Raw genomic sequence first — 19,143 nt, 5'->3', positions numbered from 1 at the left:
GGCGGGGGGGGGGGGGCGGCCCGCGCCGCCCCCCCCCCGCCCGGGGGGGGGCGCCGGGCCCCGGGGGGGGGGCCCCCCCCCCAGGGGCCGAGTGCGGCGAGCGCGCCCGGCCCCTGGATCACTTCTCCTGGCCGGGCAGGCCTTCGTAGGCGATGTTCCCGGTCTGCAGGTTCTCCTCGGTCATCTGCGGCAGCTGCTCGAGGAAGGCCTCACGCTCGGTGACCACGTTCTTGATCGCGTCGTCGACGTTGTCCTGCGTGATCTTCGGCATGATGTAGACCGGCTCGGTGTTGACCTCCTCACCCCTGGCGATCTTGGCCGCCACGGCGAGGCCGGCGGACAGCTCCACGGTGCCGTTCTGCAGCATCGTGCCGATGAACTCACCGCTCTTGACGGCGTTGAGCCCGTCCTCGATGCCGTCGATGCCGACGATCGGGACGTCGGTCCGGCCGGCCTCCTTGAGCGCCTGGAGGGCGCCGAGGCCCATGTCGTCGTTCTGCGAGACGACGCCGTTGATGTCCTGGCCGAACGCGGAGATCCAGTTCTTCATCCTGTTGACGGCCTCGTCACGCTGCCAGTTGGCAGTGTCCTGGGCGAGCACCTTGATGTCCGGGTACTTGGCCAGGATGTTCTCGATGCCCTCCTGCCGGTCCAGCTGACCGGACTGGCCCAGCGGGCCCTGCAGGACGACGATGTTGCCCTTCCCGCCGAGCCTGTCGGCCATCATCTGCATCTCCTGCTCCCCGGCGGCCACGTCGTCGGGCTGCACGTTCCCGGCCACGTCGGGGTTGTTCAGCGCGGCGTTGACCGGGACCACCGGGATGCCGGCGGCCTTGGCCGCCGCCACCTGCGGGCCGAGCGAGTCCGCCTGGACGGGGACGACGACGATCGCGTCGACGCCGGCCTGGACGTACTGGTCGAGCTGGGACGCCTGGGTGTTGACGTCGAGGTTGGCCGAGTTCCACAGCAGCTCGATGTCGTTGGCCGCCGCGTAGGCCTCCATGCCCTCCTTGCCCGCGGTGATGAACGAGGACATGTTGTAGACGCTGACGCCGATCCGCAGCGGCTGGGCGCCGCCGGCGTCACCGCCGCCACCACCCCCGGCGTTGGGGTCCCCCGCGCCGCAGGCGGCGAGGGGTACGGCGACGGCCGTGAGGGCGAGGCCCACGAGGGTCTTCCGGAATCGCAACACGATTCTCCTTCGGATGTGCGGGTGGGTGGTGCGGGTGGGACGGACCGGTGGCTAGACCCGGCGTCGGGTGGTCCACACGTCGACCGCGACGGCGGCGACGATCAGGACGCCCGAGATCACGCTCTGCCAGTAGGCAGGCACGATGAGGATGTCCAGGCCGTTGTTGAGGGTCTGGATGAGGATCAGGCCGAGGGCGGTGCCCCAGACCGTGCCGCGGCCACCCATCAGGCTGGCCCCGCCGATCACGACGGCGGCGATGGCGTCCAGCTCGTAGCCGGCGCCCAGCGTGGGGGGACCGGAGATGACGCGGGAGGCCAGCATGACGCCGGAGAGGCCGGCCAGCAGCCCGCTGATGGCGTAGACGCTGAACAGCACGCGGCGGGCGTTGACGCCGGCGATCTCGGCCGCGACCCGGTTGCCGCCGACGGCGTACACGCGCATCCCGTAGGAGGTGCTGCGCATGATGATGCCGGCGGCGATGATCCCGACGATCATGACGATGACGGGGATCTGGAGGCCGAAGACCGTGGTGTTCGCGATCTTGCCGAACTCCGCGGGCAGGCCGTTGATCGGGGCGCCGCCGCCGATGACGTAGGCGACCCCCGACCCCGCGGTCAACATCCCCAGCGTGACGATGAACGGTGGCACGTCCACCCGGGAGACGAGCAGGCCGTTGATCGAACCGGCCAGCAGGCCGACCGCCATCGCCGACACCACGGTCAGCCACACCTGGCCGGGGTTCGCCGCGGCCACCGCTGCCGACGTCATGCCGGCGACGGCGATGACACTGCCGACCGACAGGTCGATCCCGCCGGTCAGGATGACCAGGGTCTGCCCCAGCGCGATGAGCGCGAAGGGAGCCGCCGCGACGAGGATCGTCTGCAGGTTGTCCAGCGTGCTGAAGCGGGCACTGCGGTAGCTGAAGTAGGCGATGACCAGGGCCAGCACGATCAGCATCGAGCGCCGTGCCAACTGGTCCTTGAACCACTCGGCGGTCCAGCGCCGGCCGGCGTCGTGCGCCGGTGTGTTCTCCGCGGCTGGGGCGCTGCTCGCAGGGGTCTGCGTGCTCGCGGTCATGACTGGGGGTCCTTCCCGGAGGAGTCGGAGGTGGGCGCGGTGCCCTGGGAGTTCGGTGCCGTCTCCGGCGTGGTGGAGCGATCGCCCAGCCCGGAGGCCAGCCGGAACATCACGTCCTGGACGTCGGGCCGGGAGAGGGCCTCGCGGTCCAGCTCCCCCACCACGGCGCCCTCGCGCATGACCAGCGCGCGGTGGGCGAGCCCGAGCACCTCGGGCATGTCGGAGGAGGCCATGACGACGGCCATGCCGGCCTCGGCCAGCTCGGTGATGATCCGGTAGATCTCCGAGCGGGCGCCGATGTCGACGCCCCGGGTCGGCTCGTCGAGCAGGAGCACGTCGACGTGCTCGGTGAGCCAGCGGGCCAGGACGACCTTCTGCTGGTTGCCCCCGGAGAGGGTGCCGACCTCCTGGCCGAGCCCGCGGCTGCGCAGCCGGACGGACTTCATCGCCTCACCGACGGCACCGGCGCGGGCGCGTTGCTTGAGCCACCCCGCGACGTCGAAGGACCCCAGCCGGGGCAGCGAACCGTTGTCCAGGACGCTCATCCCCAGCACGGCACCGGCCCGCTTGCGGTCCTCGGGGACCAGCGCCATGCCGGCGGCGATGGAGGCCGCCGGGCTGTGCCGCTTCACCGGCCGGCCCGCGACGCTGATCTCCCCCGACAGGGTCGTGCGCACCCCGAAGATGCCCTCGATCAGTTCGGTCCGGCCGGCCCCCACGAGGCCGGCCAGTCCCAGCACCTCGCCGCGGCGGACGCTCAGTGACACCGGCCCCGGGGCGCCGCTGACGTGCAGGTCGCGGACCTCCAGACCCACCTCGGTGCCGGCCGGACGCACCTCGGGGAACAGGTCCTCCAGGTCACGGCCGATCATCGCGGTGACGATGTCGTCGTCGTGCACCTCGCTCATCGAGGCGTCCAGGACCAGGCCGCCGTCCCGCAGGACGACGACGCGGTCGGCCAGCGCTCGCATCTCGCCCATCTTGTGGGTGGTGAAGGCCATGGCCACGCCCTGGTCACGCAGCTGGCGGACGACCTCGTAGAGGCCTTCGACCTCCTTCTCGTCGATCGCCGAGGTCGGCTCGTCCAGCAGCAGGACGCGGGCGCCGCGGCTGGAGTTCTTCACGATCTCGACGATCTGCTGCAGTCCGACAGGGAGCGTGCCCATCCTGGCGCCGGGGTCGATGTCCACGCCGAACACCTCGAGCATGGACCGGGCCTTCGTGATCATGGCCCGGCGGTCCAGGGTCCCCAGCCGCGTCTTGATCTCGTGCCCGACGAACAGGTTCTCGTACACGGTCATGTGGTCGATCGCAGCCAGCTCCTGCGGGACGATCGCGACGCCCAGGCGGTGGGCGGCACGGATGTCACCGGCGTGGAGTTCGTGTCCACCGACGAAGACCGATCCCTCGTCGGCGCGGTACTGCCCGGAGGCGATCTTCATCAGGGTGGACTTGCCGGCCCCGTTCTCACCGGCCAGGGCCGTGACGGTACCCAGCGGCAGGGACAGGGACACGCCCTTGAGCACTGGGACACCGCCGAAGGACTTGACCAGACCGCGGCACTCCAGCGCCACCGCGTCCGGGTCCGCCAGCGTGGCCGTCGCGCCCGCGGCGGTCGCCCCTGACGCGGCTGCCGGGCGGCTCATGCCGGCACCACGATCGACTTGAGGCTGCCGGGGTCGCGGTCGGACTCCAGCGCCTGCTGGACGTGGTCCAGGTCGAACCGGCCGGTGACCAGCGAGTCGACGTCGACCTGGCCGGAGGACACCAGGTGGATCGCCAGCGGCCAGGTGTTGGTGTAGCGGAAGATGCCGGTCACGGTGATCTCGCGGTCCTGGATGACCGAGACCGGCAGGGCGAGCTCGCTGTTGCCCAGGCCGACCAGCACGACGGTGCCGGCGGGGCGCACCGAGCGGATGCCCGCGGTGATCGCCGGCGCCGCGCCGCTGGCGTCGATGAACGCGTCCACCCCCAGGTCGAGACCGACGAGGTCCTCGCTGGTCGGGTCGACGACGGAGGTGGCTCCGTACTCCAGCGCCCGCTCCCGCCGCGGTCCCACGGGGTCGGAGACGATGACCTCCCGAGCCCCGAAGGCCCGGGCCGTCTGGGCGGTGATGATGCCGATGGGGCCGGCGCCGGCGATGAGCACCGTGTCGCCCGGGCTGATGGCGGCCTTGCGCATGGAGGCGATGCCCACGGACAGCGGCTCCAGCAGCGCGCCGGCGTCGTCGGAGAGGGTGTCGGGCAGCGTGTGCGCGAACATCGACGGCGCGGTGATGAACTGGGTGAAGGCGCCGTCGACCGGCGGCGTGGCGTAGAAGCGCATGTTCGGGCAGAGGTTGTAGCGGCCCTCGACGCACTGCCGGCAGACGTGACACGGCCGCTGTGGCTCGATCGCCACCCGCTGCCCCACCCGGGCGGGGTCGACCCCCTCGCCGACGGCGACGATGCGGCCGGCCACCTCGTGCCCGAGCACCAGCGGGGCGTCGACGACGAAGTCCCCGGCGCGCATGTGCCGGTAGTAGTGCACGTCCGAGCCGCAGACCCCCACCGCGGAGACCTCGACGAGCACCTCCCCGAGCGGGACGGCGGGCACCGGACGTTCTTCCACGACCACGGTGTTGGCGGCGACGAGCACGCTCGCCCGCATGGACTCCGGGATCTGTTCTGCGACCGCGTTCACTGCGCTCATCGGGCTCCTTCCAGAGGGACAGGGACAGGGATGCCGACGGGGTCCGTGGGCTGCAGGAGAGCACGTCCGGAGACCATGTGCACGGCGCCGGCGGCGACGCAGGCCGCGGTGTGCTCCGGGCGCACGCCGCCGTCGACCCCCACGGGCAGGTGACCGGCGAGCTGCCGCACGGTGTCCAGCCTGGAGAGGTCGGCGGCCTCACGGGTGCCGGGCTGGATCAGCATGACAAGCGCACCGTCCACCGCATCGGCCAGGCCACGGACCACGTCGACGGCGACGGTCGGCGCCACCTCGCTCCAGACCTCGCCGCCGGAGCCCCGGACCCGGCGCACTGCCGGGCTCCCGGCGGCACACCACCCGGGCGGCAGGACCAGCCGCTGGGGGCGCGCCGCCAGCAGCCGTTCCAGCAGGTCGTCCGGGCCGGGCCCGGCAGGGCCGGACGCGCGCTCGATGACGTGCACCTCCACCCGGGCCGCCGGCAGGGCGGCGCGCACGGCCGCGAGGGTCTCGACCGCCACGCCGCCGACGGCCCGGCCACCCGCGGTGAGGACGTCGACGTGCACCCAGTGGCCCCCTGCGTGCAGCAGCGTGGCGGCCACGAGCCTGGACTCCGGCGGCAGTGCGTACAGACTGCCGGCGGTGCTGACGCCCGGCGGCGTGTCCCACGTTTGCACCACGGCGCCGCGGCCGGTGATCGGGGCGGTCATCGCGCCGCCAGCGGCGTGTGCGCGGCAGGCGGGAGGACCGCCGAGGAGGCGGCGACCGCCGCGTACAGCGGGCGCGGGTCACGGGTCGTGGCCCGCGGCACGGCGCGCACCTGCGCGTCCGGCCGCCAGGCGTCGCGGACCTCGGTGACGTCGGTGCCGGTGGCCACCGCAGCGGCCTGCACGCACGCGCCCCGGGCGGTGGCCTCGCCGGCGTCGCCCTCGTCGGCGACCTCGACCGGGCGGCCGGTGAGGTCGGCCAGCAGTTGGGTGTAGGCCGGGGACCGGGCCCCACCCCCGGCGGCCAGCACCCGGCCGTCGACGTCGACCCCACAGGTCCGGAGGTGTTCCTGCCCGTCCACGAGGCCGAGAAGGACCCCCTCGAACGCCGCCCGGGCGACGTCCTCGCGTGTGGTGGCGGAGGTGATGCCGGCGAGGACACCGTGGGCCTCCGGGCGGTCCGGCTTCCGCTCCCCGTCGAGGTAGGCGACCAGCACGGGCCCCGTCGCGGCCGGCGCCGCCAGCGCGAGCCGGGCCAGCTCGGCGTGCCCCACGCCCAGCAGCCGCGCGAAGGCGTCGGTGACCCGTGCGGCGTTGAGCGTCGACACCAGCGGGAGCCAGCCGCCGGTCATGTCGGCGACGCCGTCGACCAGGCCGCTGGGGTCGTGCACCGGACGCGGTGACGAGGCGGCCACGACGCCGGAGGTCCCCAGCACGTACAGGACGTCGCCACTGCGCATCCCCAGCCCCAGCGCAGCCGCGTGCTGGTCGCCGCCACCGGCGCCGACGAGAGTGGTCGGGGCCAGGCCGAGCTGCTCGGCCACCTCGGGCAGCACCGTCCCCGCCGGCTGCGAGGGCCCCAGGACCTCCGGCAGCAGGTCCGGCCAGTCGGCCCGGGGGGCGACCGCCGCGAGGACCTCGAGGGCGTACTCGCCGCGGACGGCGTCGAAGTACGCCGTCCCGGACGCCTCGGAGCGGTCGGTGACGTAGCGCCCGGTGAGCCGGTGGGTCAGGTAGTCGTGCGGGAGCAGCACCCGGCGCAGCGCCGCGAAGTGGTGTGGTTCCTCGGCGGCCAGCCAGGCCAGCTTGCCCACGGTGAAGGCCGCGGTGGGCACCGAGCCGACGCGACGGGCCCAGGTCCCGTCGTCGATCACCGACCGCAGCCGCCGCAGGTGGGGCGTCGACGTCGTGTCGTTCCACAGCTTGGCCGGCCGCAGCACGCGGTCGGCGCCGTCGAGTGCGACCAGCCCGTGGCACTGCCCGGCGACCGAGAGGGCCGCGACGTCCCCGCCCCGCGACCCGGCGGACGCCAGGGCCGAGCGGATGGCCGTCGAGGCGGCGGTCCACCAGTCCTGTGGGTCCTGCTCGCTGCACGGCGGGAAGGCGGGGTGGTGCGGCGCCGCGCCCGTGCCGAGCAGGGCCCCGGTCTCGACGTCGCGCACCTCGGCCTTGCAGGACTGCGTCGAGGAGTCGACGCCGACGACCACACGCGGGCTCATCCGCCGGCCCCCTCGTGCACCCGAGCCAGGCCCACGACACCGGCCGGGTGTGCGGCCACCACGTCGCTGAGGGTGTGCCCCCGCAGCTCCATCAGGACCGCGGTCAGCGCGTCCCCCCAGGCCGAGGCGACCAGGGTGCTGCCGGTGGCGACCAGTCCCCCGAGGTCGGCGTCGGCAGGCTCGGTGCGCAGCGCGACCACGGTGCCGGCGGCCCGGGCGAACGGGGACTCCGGGGCCTCGGTGACGGCCACGACGTGGACCCCCCGCGCGCCCAGGAGTGTGACGAGGGCGGTGATGTCCTCGGAGCGACCGCCCTTGGAGAACGCGATGACGACGTCCTCCGCGGTGACCGCTCCGACACCACCGTGCAGGGCGTCCAGCACCGGGAGGGAGAACGCCGGAGTGCCGCACACCGAGAGCAGGTGCGCCAGCCGGGCGGCGACGTTCCCCGACGTCCCCGCGCCGATGGTGACGACCTTGCCGCGCACGCCGGCCACCCGAGCCACGACCGCGTGGAAGGAGGGCCCGAGCTGGTCGGCGAGGCTGCGCAGCGCATCCGCCTGACGGAGGAGCAAGGCCCGCGCCCGCCCCTCCACGTCGACCTCACCCACCAACCGACCTGCCTGTCCTCGCGACATTGCGACGCGGTGAGTTTGCTCACCGCTTGCTCATAGGTCAAGTCCTGTGCTCACATGTGCACGACGGCGACCGGGGAGGTGCAATGGGGCCCGACGAGCTGGCCGAGATCGTCACCGTGGCGCGCCGGCACTACCTGGACGGCGCCTCGAGGATCGACATCGCCAGGGAACGGGGTCTGTCACGGTTCAAGGTGGGTCGGCTGCTGCAACGCGCCCTGGACACCGGGATCGTCCGCATCGAGATCCACTCGCCCAGCGACCTGGACCTGGACCTGTCCCAGCGCCTGGCCGCCCGCCACGGGCTGCGCCGCGCGCTGGTCGTGGTCACCCCGGACGACCGGGATGTCTCGGGCTCCATCGGACGCGCCGCCGGTGAGCTGCTGCGCGAGATCGTCACCGCGGACGACGTGTTGGGGGTGGGTGGGGGCCGGAGCCTGCGGGCGATGACCGCCCACCTGCACGACATGGCCCGCTGCGACGTCGTGCAGCTCACCGGCATGGTGGGGGTGGTCGGCGAGACGTCCACGGACATCACGCGCGCGGTGGGCGAGGTCAACGGCGGCCAGGTCTTCCCCATCTTCGCCCCGATCATCGCCCCCGATGCCCGCACCGCCACCGCGCTGAGGTCGCAGGAGTCGGTCCGCTCGGCGGTGACCCGTTACCCCGACGTCAGCAAGGCGATCGTCTCCATCGGCGGGTGGACCGCGGAGACGTCGCGGGTCTACTCCTTCCTGTCCCGGCCCGAGCGCGAGGCGCTCACGGCGGCGGGGGTCGTGGGCGAGGTCTGCACCCTGCCCGTCGATGCGTCCGGCCACGTGGTGCCCTTGCTCGACGACCAGCGGATCGGGGTCTCCGAAGCGGAGCTCCGGGGCATCGACGACGTCATCGGCGTGGCCGGCGGCGCGGACAAGACCGAGGCGATCCGTGCGGTCCTGCGCGCCGGCCTCGTCTCCTCACTGGTCACTGACGTCCACGTCGCCCGCCGCCTCGTCGCCGACGACCCGGCTGAGCAGACCACCCCCGCCTCGAGCGCCGACCTCGACGGCGCCCCACGCCGTTCCGAGGCCCGTCCCGTCGACCTCCGGTCCGCACCAGGGAGAACCCGATGACCCGCTTGTACAACGACCCGGCCACCTTCACCGAGGAGGCGCTGGAAGGCTTCCTCGACGTGCACGCCGACCGTGTGGTCGGCGTCCCCGGCGGTGTGGTCCGAGCGCAGGCCACCCGCCCCGGGAAGGTCGCCGTGGTGGTGGGGGGCGGCTCGGGGCACTACCCGGCGTTCTGCGGCGTGGTGGGACCGGGCTTCGCCGACGGCGCCGTGGTCGGCAACGTGTTCACCTCCCCCTCGGCGGCCGACGCGGCCTCGGTGGGCCGCGCCGCCAACGGCGGCGCCGGGGTCCTGTTCTCGACCGGCAACTACGCCGGTGACGTCATGAACTTCACCCTCGCCGTGCAGCGCCTGGAAGCCGAGGGGATCCCGGCGCGGTACGTGGCCGTCACCGACGACGTGGCCAGCGCACCGGCCTCCGAGCAGGCCAAGCGTCGCGGGATCGCCGGCGACTTCACGGTCTTCAAGACCGCCTCGGCCGCGGCCGAGGAGGGGGCCACGCTCGACGAGGTCGAGCGGGTGGCGCGCCACGCCAACGAGCGCACCCGCACGCTCGGTGTGGCGTTCGACGGGTGCACCATGCCCGGTGCGGACTCCCCGCTGTTCACGGTGCCCGCCGGCAAGATGGGCCTGGGGCTGGGCATCCACGGCGAGCCCGGCGTCCGCGACGAGGACATGCCCACCGCTGCCGAACTGGCGAGGGTCCTGGTGGAGGGCCTGCTGGCCGAGGCCCCCAGCGGAGCCGGCGCCCGGGTCGCGGCCATCCTCAACGGGCTGGGGAACACCAAGTACGAAGAGCTCTTCATCGTCTGGGCGACGGTGGCCCGGCTGCTCCGCGAGGCGGGACTGCAGGTGGTCGAGCCCGAGGTGGGCGAGCTGGTGACCAGTCTCGACATGGCCGGCTGCTCGCTGACCCTGATGTGGCTGGACGAGGAGCTGGAGCGGCTCTGGACCGCGCCGGCCGACAGCCCCGCCTACCGCAAGGGCACCACCGCGGGCGGTGAGGCCGGTCCGGTCCGGTCGCCGGAGGAGACGATGCAGGCCGCGCGACCCCAGGTGTCCGGCGGCGCCACCACGCCGGAGGACGCCCGGGCCGCCGGCGAGGCCGTGCTGGCGGCGCTGCAGGCGCTGGCCGACGTCGTCGCCGGCGCCGAGGAGGAGCTGGGCCGGATCGACGCCGTCGCCGGGGATGGCGACCACGGCCGGGGGATGGTCCGGGGCAGCGCCGCCGCGCTGCAGGCGGGGCGGGAGGCGCTCGACCAGGGAGCGGGCAGCACGGGGGTCCTGTGCGCCGCCGGGGACGCCTGGGCCTCCCGCGCCGGCGGCACCTCGGGCGTCCTGTGGGGCGAGCTGCTCAACTCCGTGGGCCGCCGCCTGGGCGACACCACCGACGCCCAGGCGCTCGCCGACGGCGTCCAGGAGGGGTTCGAGGCCCTCATGCGTCTGGGCGGGGCCAAGCCCGGCGACAAGACGATGCTCGACGTCCTGCAGCCCTTCAGCCAGGTGCTGGCGGCGGGCGTCGCCGGCGGCCAGCCGCTCGTGGCGGCCTGGGCCGCCGCAGCCGATCGGGCCGAGGAGGCCGCCCGGGCGACCGCGGACATGGTGCCCAAGGTCGGGCGCGCCCGCCCGCTGGCGGAGCGCAGCAAGGGCACCCCCGACGCGGGCGCCACCTCCATGGCGATGATCGTCCGAGCGATCCACGGCGTTCTCGCGGAGCGCTGAACCGGCACCAGGGCCCGGGACCGCACGAGGGTCGCGGGCCGGGGAGGACAACGGAACTCGAGAGATGGGAAGACGGATGGTGGAGCCGATCAGGGTCGTCGTCGGCAGTGACGACGCCGGGTACCAGTACAAGGAGGCCCTCAAGAGGGACCTCGAGGGGGACGACCGGGTCGCCGAGGTCACCGACGTGGGTGTCGGCGATGCCGAGACGACGGCGTACCCGCACGTTGCCGTGACCGCCGCCCGCATGATCGCCGACGGGCGGGCGGACCGTGCCCTGCTGGTGTGCGGTACGGGTCTGGGCGTGGCGATCAGCGCCAACAAGGTCCCGGGCATCCGGGCGGTGACCGCGCACGACAGCTACTCGGTGGAGCGGGCGATCCTGTCCAACGACGCCCAGGTCCTCTGCTTCGGGCAGCGGGTCGTCGGCCTGGAGCTCGCCCGTCGGCTGGCCCGCGAGTGGCTGGGGTACCGGTTCGACACCTCCAGCGCCTCCGCCGACAAGGTCGCCGCGATCGGCGAGTACGAGTCCGGCGTGGCCGACGCCAAGCACACCATCGACGAGGACGCCGCGCTGGCCTGCGACTGAACCGCGCGGCGGTCGGCGTGGGAGCGGGCCAGGTCCGGGTCGGCACGCTGGCCTGGCCGCCTCCCCGCCTCCCCGCCTCCCCGCGAACGGGCACGGGACCGACCCCCGCTGCCGGCGCCGGCGGATTCCTCGCCGCCCCGCGGTCTGCCCTCGGCGTGTCGGGCATACCGTCGACGGCGCACCGGCCGACCCCCGAGGGGCGGGGACGTGGGTGGCCTCGCCGGCGCTGCCGGTCCTGCGACGAGCGACGGGATGGCGACGATGGACCTTCGCCTCGTGGTCGGTGGCCTGCTCACCCGGGACGCCGTGCTGGGCACCCTGTTGCTGAACTACGCCGAACGGCTCGATCGGGGGCGACCCGGCCCCGGCGGGGACTGCTTCGTCGTCCCGAGCTGGGAGGAGCAGGCGCCGGGCACCCCGCACGAGACCCGGCTGCTGACCGTCGCGGCGCACACCTGCCGCGCGGACCCCCGTGCCGGGGAGCACCTCGACGCCGTCCTGGAGCTCGTGCACGCGGTGCTGACCGGCGAGGAGGCCCGCGGCGCGATCACCGCCCGCGCCCACAGGAGCTCCGCGGACCTGCAGACCGGGGTCGACACCGTCTCCAAGGTCGGCACCTGGGAGATCACCCTGACCCCGTCCCGGGACGCGGGCGCGCCGCAGCCACGGCTGCTCGCCCTGCCCGACCTGCACGGCCGCACACCGCTGCCGGGGAGCGGGCGGCGTCAACCCCTCACCGGTCCGGGCGCGGAGGGGCTGCCGCCGGCCTCGGGAGCCGGGAGCTCCAGCCGGTAACCGTGCCCGCGCACCGTGACGATCTCCGGGATCCGGTGCCCGGACCCGGCACCCTCCTGGATCTTGCGGCGCAGCGCAGCGACGTGGACGTCGAGGGTCTTGGTGGAGCCGAACCAGTTCTCGTCCCACACGTCCCGCATGAGCTGTTCCCGGCTGTGCGCCACCTCGGGTTGGGCGGCCAGCCGCGCCAGCAGGTCGAACTCCTTGGGGCGCAGGCGGAGCTCTCGCCCTCCCAGCGTGACCCGGTGGCGCGGCACGTCGACGACGAGGTCACCCACGGTGCGCACCGTCGGCTCGACCGAGGTGGCGGCGCCGCGGCGCAGGTGCGCACGCACCCGGGCGTGCAACTCGGTCAGGCGGACCGGCTTGACCAGGTAGTCGTCGGCGCCCGCCTCCAGGCCCACGACGACGTCCATCTCCGCCGAACGGGCGGTGAGCATGACCAGCACGCAGCCCGGCTGCAGGCGCCGGAGCCGCCGGCACACCTCCACGCCGTCGAGGTCGGGCAGCCCGAGGTCCAGCAGCACCAGGTCGACCGGCCCCGCCGCGGCCCGGTCCAGGGCAGCGCCCCCCGACTGCGCCCAGACGACGTCGTAGGCGTGGCTGCGCATGCTGGTCGCCAGCACCTCACCGATCGTCGGGTCGTCCTCGACCAGCAGGATCCGGCCGACCATGGCGACATGGTCGCAGCCCGGGGGGCGCGGCGGGGAGGCGCGATCGATGGCCTCGGCGGCACGCGGGTGCGGTGACATCGTCGCCTCGGCGCGGCATCCTGGCGCCCACTGACCGTGGTGCCCGACGGCGACGGCGGAAGGGGACGACGCTCGTGCGCACCCGCATCATCGGAGTCGCCCTGCTGGCCTCCGTCCTCGCCATCTGCCTGTTCGGTGTGCCCCTGGGCGTGGGCGTGCTCCAGTACGCGCTCCAGCACGAGCGCGGCCACCTGGTGCAGGTGGCCAGCGACGTCGCGATCGAGGTGTCCGGCGACGTGGACGACCACTTCGTCGACCCCGAGGACCTCACCGAGCTCGACGACGACGGCCACGAGCGGTCCGCGGCCGTCTACGACGACGACGGCGACCTCCTGGCCGGGTCCGTGCCGATCGACGACCCCGACCTGGTGGAGGAGACGCTCGACGGCGACGTGAGCACCGGGACCGAGGGGGAGGTCCTCGTCGCCGCCGTCCCCGTGACGCACTCCGACGACGTGATCGGTGCCGTGGTCGTCACCGGACCTCGCGGCGCCGTGCTCGACAACGTCGTCCTCGTGTGGACGGGGATGGCCGGGCTCGCGGTCGCCGCGGTGTCCATCGCCTGGCTCGTCGGCCGCCGCCAGGCGCGCCGGCTGGCCGGCCCCCTGGAGGACCTCGAGGACCGGGCCCGCCGGCTCGGGGACGGCGACTTCAGCGTCCGCAGCCGCCGGGGCGGGATCGAGGAGATCGACTCGGTGGGAGCGGCACTGGACACCACCGCAGCCCGCCTCGACGACATGCTCGCCCGGGAACGCGCGTTCTCCGCCGACGCCTCCCACCAGCTGCGGACCCCCCTGGCCGGCCTGCGGCTGCGCCTGGAGGCGGCGCTGGAGCAGCCCGACGACGACCTGCGGCAGGCCATCGCCGCGAGCCTGGCCGACGCCGACCGTCTCGAGGCGACCATCGAGGAACTGCTCGCCCTCGCCCACGCCGGTCAGGGCGGACAGGCCGCGCCGATCGACGTCGGCGCCCTCGTCGGCGAGCTCTCCCCGGAGTGGGGAGCTCGGCTGGCCCTGCACGGCCGGGACCTCGATGTGCACGTCGAACCCGGCACCCCGGACGCGTGGGCGTCGACCGCGGCGGTGCGGCAGGTGCTCGCCGTCCTGGTCGACAACGCCACCACGCACGGCGGCGGAACGGTCACCGTCGCCGTCCGCGAGGCCACCGGCGCCGTGGCGATCGACGTCTGCGACGAGGGCCCCGGGCTGCCGGCGGCCGGCGCCGGGCTGTTCACCCGGCGAGCCGACCGGCGTGACGGGCACGGCATCGGACTGGCGCTGGCGCGCCGGCTCGCCGAGTCCGCGCAGGGGCGACTGGAGCTGCAGCGCGCCTCCCCACCGGTGTTCACCCTCCTCCTCCCACCCGCGGGCAGCGAGCCCGGGACCGGGCGGGAGGTGGACGCCACGGTCCGGCCCGCGGCCGGCTGAACTTGCTCCCGGGCGGCCGGTGCTGGACAGTCCTGGCCCGATGCCGTCGCACGCCCCGAGGAGCCGGATGACCCGAGGTCGCCGCCCCGGTCTCCCTCGCTCCGCCCGCTGATGGCCGGCACCTCGTCGCGGCCGGTACGGCTGCTCCAGGTCAACGCGTTCGTCAGCATCCTCGACCGCTTCGCGATGCCGCCGATGCTCCTGGCGATCGCCGCCGACCTCGACGTCCCGCTGTCGGCGGTGGTCCAGGCGGCCGGCGCCTACTTCCTGGCCTACGGCCTCAGCCAGCCGGTCTGGGGACTCGTGTCGGACTCCCTGGGCCTGGTCCGCACCATGCGGCTGGCGCTGGTGGTCGCCGGCCTCGCCGCGTTCGCCGCCGCCGGGGCGGGGACACCCCTGGCCCTGGGTGTGGCCCGCGGGGTGGGCGGCGCGTTCTTCGGCGCGGCCTACCCGGCCGGGATCATCTACGTCGGCGACACCGTGCCCGCCGACCGGCGCCAGCGGGAGCTCACCCGGCTCATGGTCGGGGTGGCGTTCGGCACCGCGCTCGCCTCAGCGGGTGCCGGGGCCGTCGCCCAGCTGTCCTCCTGGCGCGCGGTCTTCCTCACCACGGGAGCCGCGGCGCTGGTGCTGTGCGTGGCGCTGCGCCGCCTGCCCGAACCACCGCGCACCCGGACCCACCGCGGTCCGCTGACCCCGCTGTTCACGGTCGCGCGGTCCCCGGCGGCCACGTTCGTGCTGGGCCTGGCCTTCGTCGAGGGCGGCGTGGTGCTCGGCGCCCTCACCCTCCTCCCGGCCGCGGTCGAGGCGGCCGGTGCGCCACCGGCCCTGGCCGGCGGCGTCACCGCGGTCTACGGCGTCGCGGTGTTCGTCTTCGCGGCGGTGGTGGGCCGGCTCTCCCGTCATGTGCACCCGTCGCGGCTGATCGCCGTCGGCGCCGCCTCCGCGGTCGCCGCCTGCCTGCTGCTGGCCTCGTCGCAGACGGCGGTCGCGGCGATCGCCGTGACGCTGCTGCTCGGCCTCACGTGGGCGGCCATGCACTCGTCGCTGCAGACCTGGGCGACCGAGGTGCTGCCCGCGGCCCGGGCCACCGTGGTGTCGCTGTTCGCGGGGGCCCTGTTCTGCGGCAGCGCGCTGGCGGCGGTCGCCGTCGCGGACCTGGCCGACGCCGGCCGTTACCGGACCATCTACCTCCTGGCCGGCCTCGTCGCCGTCCCGCTCGGGCTCGTGGCCGTCTGGGGCCGGGCCCGGTGGCGGCGGCCGGCCTGAGGCGCGACCAGTTCAGGTCACGCTCAGCACACTCTGCCCGACGGTACGAGCAGGCGCGCCGGAGCGTTGTGGAACTGTGCCGGTGGAGACCGCTGACCTTCGGCGATCGAAGACGACGGGGACCCTGGCGACCCGTCGGCGAGTCGGCTGATCCTGACCACGCCGCCCGGAGTGGTGCGGCACACATCTCCAGGAGGCTCACCATGAACCGGTCCCGTGCTCGGGTCCTCGTCTTCCTCGTCTCGGCCCTGGCCGCCGTGGGGCTGATCGCCCCGGCCACGGCCTCCGCCGGCCCGTACTGCGACATCACCTGGGGCTCGAAGGCCCGGTCGGTGAACGCCGCGGAGCCGGGCGACGACCTCGTGTCCGACGTCCGCGCCGGGCGGCACGCCTGCTACGACCGGGTCGTCATCGACGTCGCCGAGGTCTCGGGCTTCGACGCCTGGTCGGTCCGCTACGTGCCGGCGGTCCGGCAGGCCGGCAGCGGCGAGGTCGTCCCGCTGCGGGGCGGCGCGGCGCTGCAGGTCACGCTGGGCGCGGCCGCCTACGACGAGGACGGCGACCCGACCTACTCGCCGGCCAACCCGCGCGAGGTGGTCGACGTCCGCGGCTACACGACCCTCCGTCAGGTGCGGTGGCTGGACTCCTTCGAGGGCCAGACGAACGTGGGCATCGGCACGCGGGCCCGGCTGCCGTTCCGCGCCTTCGTCATCGAGGGCTCCTCGGCCGGCGTCGACCGGCTGGTCATCGACGTCGCGCACCGCTGGCAGCAGTGAGCGCACCCGCCGTCCCCGGGCCCTCCGGGGACGGCGGCGTCACCCCCCGGCGACGGCCGGTCCGGTCAGCCCTGGGCTCCGGGCCGGCCGTCGCCGTCCCGGCGGGGCGGCTCGATGGCCAGGGGCGCCCGGCGCAGGGTGTCGAGGAGTTCCTGTCCCGGCTGCTTGCGCTCCTCGAGCAGCTCGGCCGGGGTGTCGGGGACGACGACCCGGGGTCCGTCGTCGGCGGGGTCGTCGAAGCTGCGCGGCAGCCGCTCGAGGTGCCGGCTCATCGACTTCACCAGCAGCGCGGTGGCGATGAGCAGCAGCACGATGAGCAGCAGGCCGAGCGGGCCGGACTTGCCGACGTCCTCGGGCAGCTGCTCCCCGGCGGCGGCCAGGACGGTCACGGCGGTCACGGCGGTCACGGGACGGTCACCTCGCTGCGCACCCCGGCGAACAGGTCGTCCTCGGGGACCGTGGAGTCGACGACGGAGCGGGCCAGCTCGTAGTCCTCGGTCGGCCACACCTGCTGCTGGACCTCCAGCGGGCAGGCGAACCACCGGCCGTTCGGGTCGATCTGCGTGGCGTGGGCGATGAGCGCGGCGTCCCGGGTGGCGAAGTGGTCGGCGCAGTGCACCTTGGTGGTGACCCGGTGGGACATGTCCCGGTCGGGGTCCCAGTTCTCCAGCCACTCGGTGTACGGGGACTCCTGGCCGGAGGCGAGGATCGCCTCGTGCAGGGCCCGCGTCCGGGGCAGCGTGAAGCTCATGTGGTAGTAGAGCTTCAGCGGCTGCCAGGGCTCACCGAGCTCCGGGTAGCGGTCGGGGTCACCGGCGGCCTCGAAGGCGTGCACCGAGACCTCGTGGGTCTTGATGTGGTCGGGGTGGGGGTAGCCGCCGCGCTCGTCGTAGGTCGTGATGACGTGCGGCTTGAACCGGCGGATCAGCTCCACCAGTGGGGCCGCGGCCTCCTCGGTCGGCACCAGCGCGAAGCAGCCCTCGGGCAGCGGCGGCAGCGGGTCGCCCTCCGGCAGGCCGGAGTCGACGAAGCCGAGGAACTCCTGCTCGATCCCGAGGATCTCCCGCGCCCGGGCCATCTCCTCCCTGCGGATCTCGGGCAGGCGCTCCCAGACCTCGGGCCGGTCCAGCGCCGGGTTGAGCACCGAGCCGCGCTCACCTCCGGTGCAGGTCGCCACCAGGACGCGGACGCCTTCCGCGACGTACTTGGCCATCGTCGCGGCGCCCTTGCTCGACTCGTCGTCGGGGTGGGCGTGCACGGCGAGCAGGCGCAACGGGTCTGCTTCGGTCACCGGGACATTGTCCCCCGCGAGTACGACGGCCCGCCGCCGCACCGGCGCCCGATCGGGTGGACGTGCTGCTCGTCACCCTCCGAGCCGCTACCGTTCCGCATCCCGGCGGGCGTGATCGGCGGAACACGACCGCGTCCCGCCGGTGTTACGTTGGTCGTTCTGAACGCGGCCGTTCCCCGGGCGGGGGGCGGCCACCGACTTTTCAGGAGCAATGCCGTGTCCACCCCCACTGACGAGCAGAACCAGGGCGTCTGGCTGACCCAGGAGGCCCACGACCGGCTCAAGGCCGAGCTCGACCAGCTGGTGGCGGGCCGCCCGGCCATGGCCGCCGAGATCAACGCCCGCCGCGAGGAGGGCGACCTCCGGGAGAACGGCGGCTACCACGCCGCCAAGGACGAGCAGGGCAAGCAGGAGGCCCGCATCCGCCAGCTGGAGGACCTGCTGCGCAAGGCGCGCGTCGGGGACGCCCCGACGACGGCCACCCACGCGGCGACCGGCACCGTCATCACCATCCGCTTCCAGGGCGACGACGAGACCGAGAAGTTCCTCCTCGGCTCCCGGGAGATCGCCGGCACCACCGGGCTGCAGGTCTACTCCCCCGAGTCCGCCCTCGGGTCGGCGATCATGGGTGCCGAGCCGGGTGCCACGGTCACCTACACCGCACCGAACGGCCGGGACATCACCGTCGACGTGGTCGCGGTCGAGCCGTTCGTCCCCTGAGCGGCCAGGTCCGCGTGAACCGCGGCACCCGCTCCCGCCGGGCGGAGAACACCGGGTTCACCTGCGTGCACTGCGCCGCGGCGGTGCCGGCGAACACCGACGGGCACTACCGCAACCACTGCCCGACCTGCCTGTGGTCGCTGCACGTCGACGACCTCCCCGGCGACCGCGCCAGCGAGTGCCGGGCGCCGATGGAGCCGATCGGGCTGGTGGAGAAGTCGGGCAAGGGCTGGCAGGTGGTCCACCGCTGCACGGCGTGCGGCCAGCGCCAGCCCAACCGGCTCGTGCGCGAGGGCGACGGCCCCGACGACCTGGACGTCGTCCTCGGCCTGCCCTGGCTGTGAACGCCTGAGCGGACCCCCGAGACCCGGCCCGTTCCGCCCGCGGTCAGGACGGGCCAGGATGGGCGGTCATCCGTGGCACCGGCCGTCGGGGCGCCCTGGCGGCCGCACCGTGCGAGGAGGGCTGGCGGTGCAGGACAACCGGGCGGTCGTGACCGACGCCTTCACGGCGTGGTCGCGCGGCGAGCGACACGTGTCGAGCATCTTCGCCGACGAGATGACCTGGGAGATCGTCGGTCGGTCCCGCGCGGCCGGGACCTACGGCAGCGCGCAGCAGTTCAGCGACGAGGTGCTGCACCCGTTCGGTGCGCGGTTCCGGCCGGACGCCCCGTTCCGGCCGGTCGACGTCCGCGGGGTCTACTGCGACGGCGACACGGTCATCGTCGTCTGGGACGGCGAGGGCGCCACCACGTCGGGGACTACCTACCGCAACACCTACGCCTGGTTCCTGACGCTGCGCGACGGCCGGGTCGTCCACGGCACCGCCTTCTACGACAGCATCGCCTTCGACGAGCTGTGGGACGGCGTCCTGCCGGCGACCTGAGCGCGCC

The 19,143-nt window shown here is 74.2% G+C and carries 20 protein-coding genes; 10 read left to right on the top strand and 10 right to left on the bottom strand.

From position 1 onward, the window contains the following. Window positions 1-118: 118 nt before the first annotated feature. From ACI79C_RS20175 to ACI79C_RS20145, 7 genes are read right to left on the bottom strand one after another with little or no spacing between them, the layout of a single operon-like run. Complete coding sequence (locus ACI79C_RS20175; protein WP_456947471.1) at window positions 119-1,192, bottom strand: substrate-binding domain-containing protein; 1,074 nt, start codon at window positions 1,190-1,192, stop codon at window positions 119-121. 51 nt (window positions 1,193-1,243) lie between these two features. Then, window positions 1,244-2,269: an ABC transporter permease gene (locus ACI79C_RS20170; protein WP_456947470.1), complete on the bottom strand. Its 1,026-nt coding sequence runs from the start codon at window positions 2,267-2,269 to the stop codon at window positions 1,244-1,246. Then, a complete protein-coding gene (locus ACI79C_RS20165; protein WP_456947469.1) occupies window positions 2,266-3,915 on the bottom strand; it encodes a sugar ABC transporter ATP-binding protein in 1,650 nt (549 codons plus the stop codon). Before ACI79C_RS20165 ends, ACI79C_RS20170 begins: the two co-directional genes overlap by 4 nt. Then, window positions 3,912-4,961: an NAD(P)-dependent alcohol dehydrogenase gene (locus ACI79C_RS20160; protein WP_456947468.1), complete on the bottom strand. Its 1,050-nt coding sequence runs from the start codon at window positions 4,959-4,961 to the stop codon at window positions 3,912-3,914. Before ACI79C_RS20160 ends, ACI79C_RS20165 begins: the two co-directional genes overlap by 4 nt. Continuing rightward, window positions 4,958-5,668, bottom strand: coding sequence for a hypothetical protein (locus ACI79C_RS20155; protein WP_456947467.1), 711 nt, complete (start codon window positions 5,666-5,668; stop codon window positions 4,958-4,960). The genes ACI79C_RS20160 and ACI79C_RS20155 overlap by 4 nt, the downstream gene beginning before the upstream one ends. Further along, complete coding sequence (xylB, locus tag ACI79C_RS20150) at window positions 5,665-7,164, bottom strand: xylulokinase (RefSeq protein ID WP_456947466.1); 1,500 nt, start codon at window positions 7,162-7,164, stop codon at window positions 5,665-5,667. Before xylB ends, ACI79C_RS20155 begins: the two co-directional genes overlap by 4 nt. Further along, window positions 7,161-7,775: an SIS domain-containing protein gene (locus ACI79C_RS20145; protein WP_456947465.1), complete on the bottom strand. Its 615-nt coding sequence runs from the start codon at window positions 7,773-7,775 to the stop codon at window positions 7,161-7,163. The genes xylB and ACI79C_RS20145 overlap by 4 nt, the downstream gene beginning before the upstream one ends. A 110-nt stretch (window positions 7,776-7,885) precedes the next feature. Between ACI79C_RS20145 and ACI79C_RS20140 the strand changes: the two genes are divergently transcribed. The 4 genes from ACI79C_RS20140 to ACI79C_RS20125 all read left to right on the top strand — a co-directional run bounded on the left by ACI79C_RS20140 (window position 7,886) and on the right by ACI79C_RS20125 (window position 12,016). Then, window positions 7,886-8,911 (top strand): sugar-binding transcriptional regulator, encoded by a 1,026-nt coding sequence (locus ACI79C_RS20140; protein ID WP_456947464.1) that lies wholly within the window; start codon window positions 7,886-7,888, stop codon window positions 8,909-8,911. After that, window positions 8,908-10,632 carry a dihydroxyacetone kinase family protein gene (locus tag ACI79C_RS20135; protein ID WP_456947463.1) on the top strand — a complete coding sequence of 575 codons (1,725 nt, stop codon included), beginning with the start codon at window positions 8,908-8,910 and terminating at the stop codon, window positions 10,630-10,632. The genes ACI79C_RS20140 and ACI79C_RS20135 overlap by 4 nt, the downstream gene beginning before the upstream one ends. Before the next feature lie 76 nt (window positions 10,633-10,708). Further along, entirely contained in the window at window positions 10,709-11,221 is a 513-nt protein-coding gene (locus tag ACI79C_RS20130; protein ID WP_456947462.1) for a ribose-5-phosphate isomerase, read from the top strand. 252 nt (window positions 11,222-11,473) lie between these two features. Beyond that, a complete protein-coding gene (locus ACI79C_RS20125) occupies window positions 11,474-12,016 on the top strand; it encodes a hypothetical protein (protein WP_456947461.1) in 543 nt (180 codons plus the stop codon). Here ACI79C_RS20125 and ACI79C_RS20120 read toward each other — a convergent pair. Beyond that, complete coding sequence (locus tag ACI79C_RS20120; protein WP_456947460.1) at window positions 11,947-12,690, bottom strand: response regulator; 744 nt, start codon at window positions 12,688-12,690, stop codon at window positions 11,947-11,949. The genes ACI79C_RS20125 and ACI79C_RS20120 overlap by 70 nt on opposite strands. A gap of 152 nt (window positions 12,691-12,842) precedes the next feature. Between ACI79C_RS20120 and ACI79C_RS20115 the strand changes: the two genes are divergently transcribed. The 3 genes from ACI79C_RS20115 (at window position 12,843) to ACI79C_RS20105 (ending at window position 16,240) form a co-directional block, all read left to right on the top strand. Next, window positions 12,843-14,195 carry an ATP-binding protein gene (locus ACI79C_RS20115; protein ID WP_456947459.1) on the top strand — a complete coding sequence of 451 codons (1,353 nt, stop codon included), beginning with the start codon at window positions 12,843-12,845 and terminating at the stop codon, window positions 14,193-14,195. Between the two features lie 111 nt (window positions 14,196-14,306). Beyond that, window positions 14,307-15,464 carry an MFS transporter gene (locus ACI79C_RS20110; RefSeq protein ID WP_456947458.1) on the top strand — a complete coding sequence of 386 codons (1,158 nt, stop codon included), beginning with the start codon at window positions 14,307-14,309 and terminating at the stop codon, window positions 15,462-15,464. A gap of 203 nt (window positions 15,465-15,667) precedes the next feature. Further along, window positions 15,668-16,240, top strand: a complete 573-nt coding sequence (locus ACI79C_RS20105; RefSeq protein WP_456947457.1) for an AMIN-like domain-containing (lipo)protein — start codon at window positions 15,668-15,670, stop codon at window positions 16,238-16,240. A 65-nt stretch (window positions 16,241-16,305) separates the two neighbouring features. Here the strand turns inward: ACI79C_RS20105 and ACI79C_RS20100 are convergent, their stop codons facing one another. Continuing rightward, window positions 16,306-16,647, bottom strand: coding sequence for a hypothetical protein (locus ACI79C_RS20100; RefSeq protein ID WP_456947456.1), 342 nt, complete (start codon window positions 16,645-16,647; stop codon window positions 16,306-16,308). Beyond that, entirely contained in the window at window positions 16,644-17,531 is an 888-nt protein-coding gene (mca, locus tag ACI79C_RS20095) for a mycothiol conjugate amidase Mca (RefSeq protein WP_456947455.1), read from the bottom strand. Before mca ends, ACI79C_RS20100 begins: the two co-directional genes overlap by 4 nt. A 216-nt stretch (window positions 17,532-17,747) precedes the next feature. Here mca and greA point away from each other — a divergent pair, with 216 nt between their 5' ends. The 3 genes from greA (at window position 17,748) to ACI79C_RS20080 (ending at window position 19,136) form a co-directional block, all read left to right on the top strand. After that, window positions 17,748-18,251, top strand: a complete 504-nt coding sequence (gene greA, locus ACI79C_RS20090) for a transcription elongation factor GreA (protein WP_456947454.1) — start codon at window positions 17,748-17,750, stop codon at window positions 18,249-18,251. 14 nt (window positions 18,252-18,265) lie between these two features. Then, entirely contained in the window at window positions 18,266-18,595 is a 330-nt protein-coding gene (locus ACI79C_RS20085; protein ID WP_456947453.1) for an RNHCP domain-containing protein, read from the top strand. Window positions 18,596-18,722: 127 nt separating this feature from the next. After that, a complete protein-coding gene (locus ACI79C_RS20080) occupies window positions 18,723-19,136 on the top strand; it encodes a nuclear transport factor 2 family protein (RefSeq protein ID WP_456947452.1) in 414 nt (137 codons plus the stop codon). Window positions 19,137-19,143: the final 7 nt, after the last annotated feature.

This window comes from Geodermatophilus sp. SYSU D00697 (assembly GCF_054050175.1).
The sequence above is the reverse complement of the archived record's forward strand: the minus strand, read 5'-3'. Positions and strand labels throughout refer to the sequence as shown.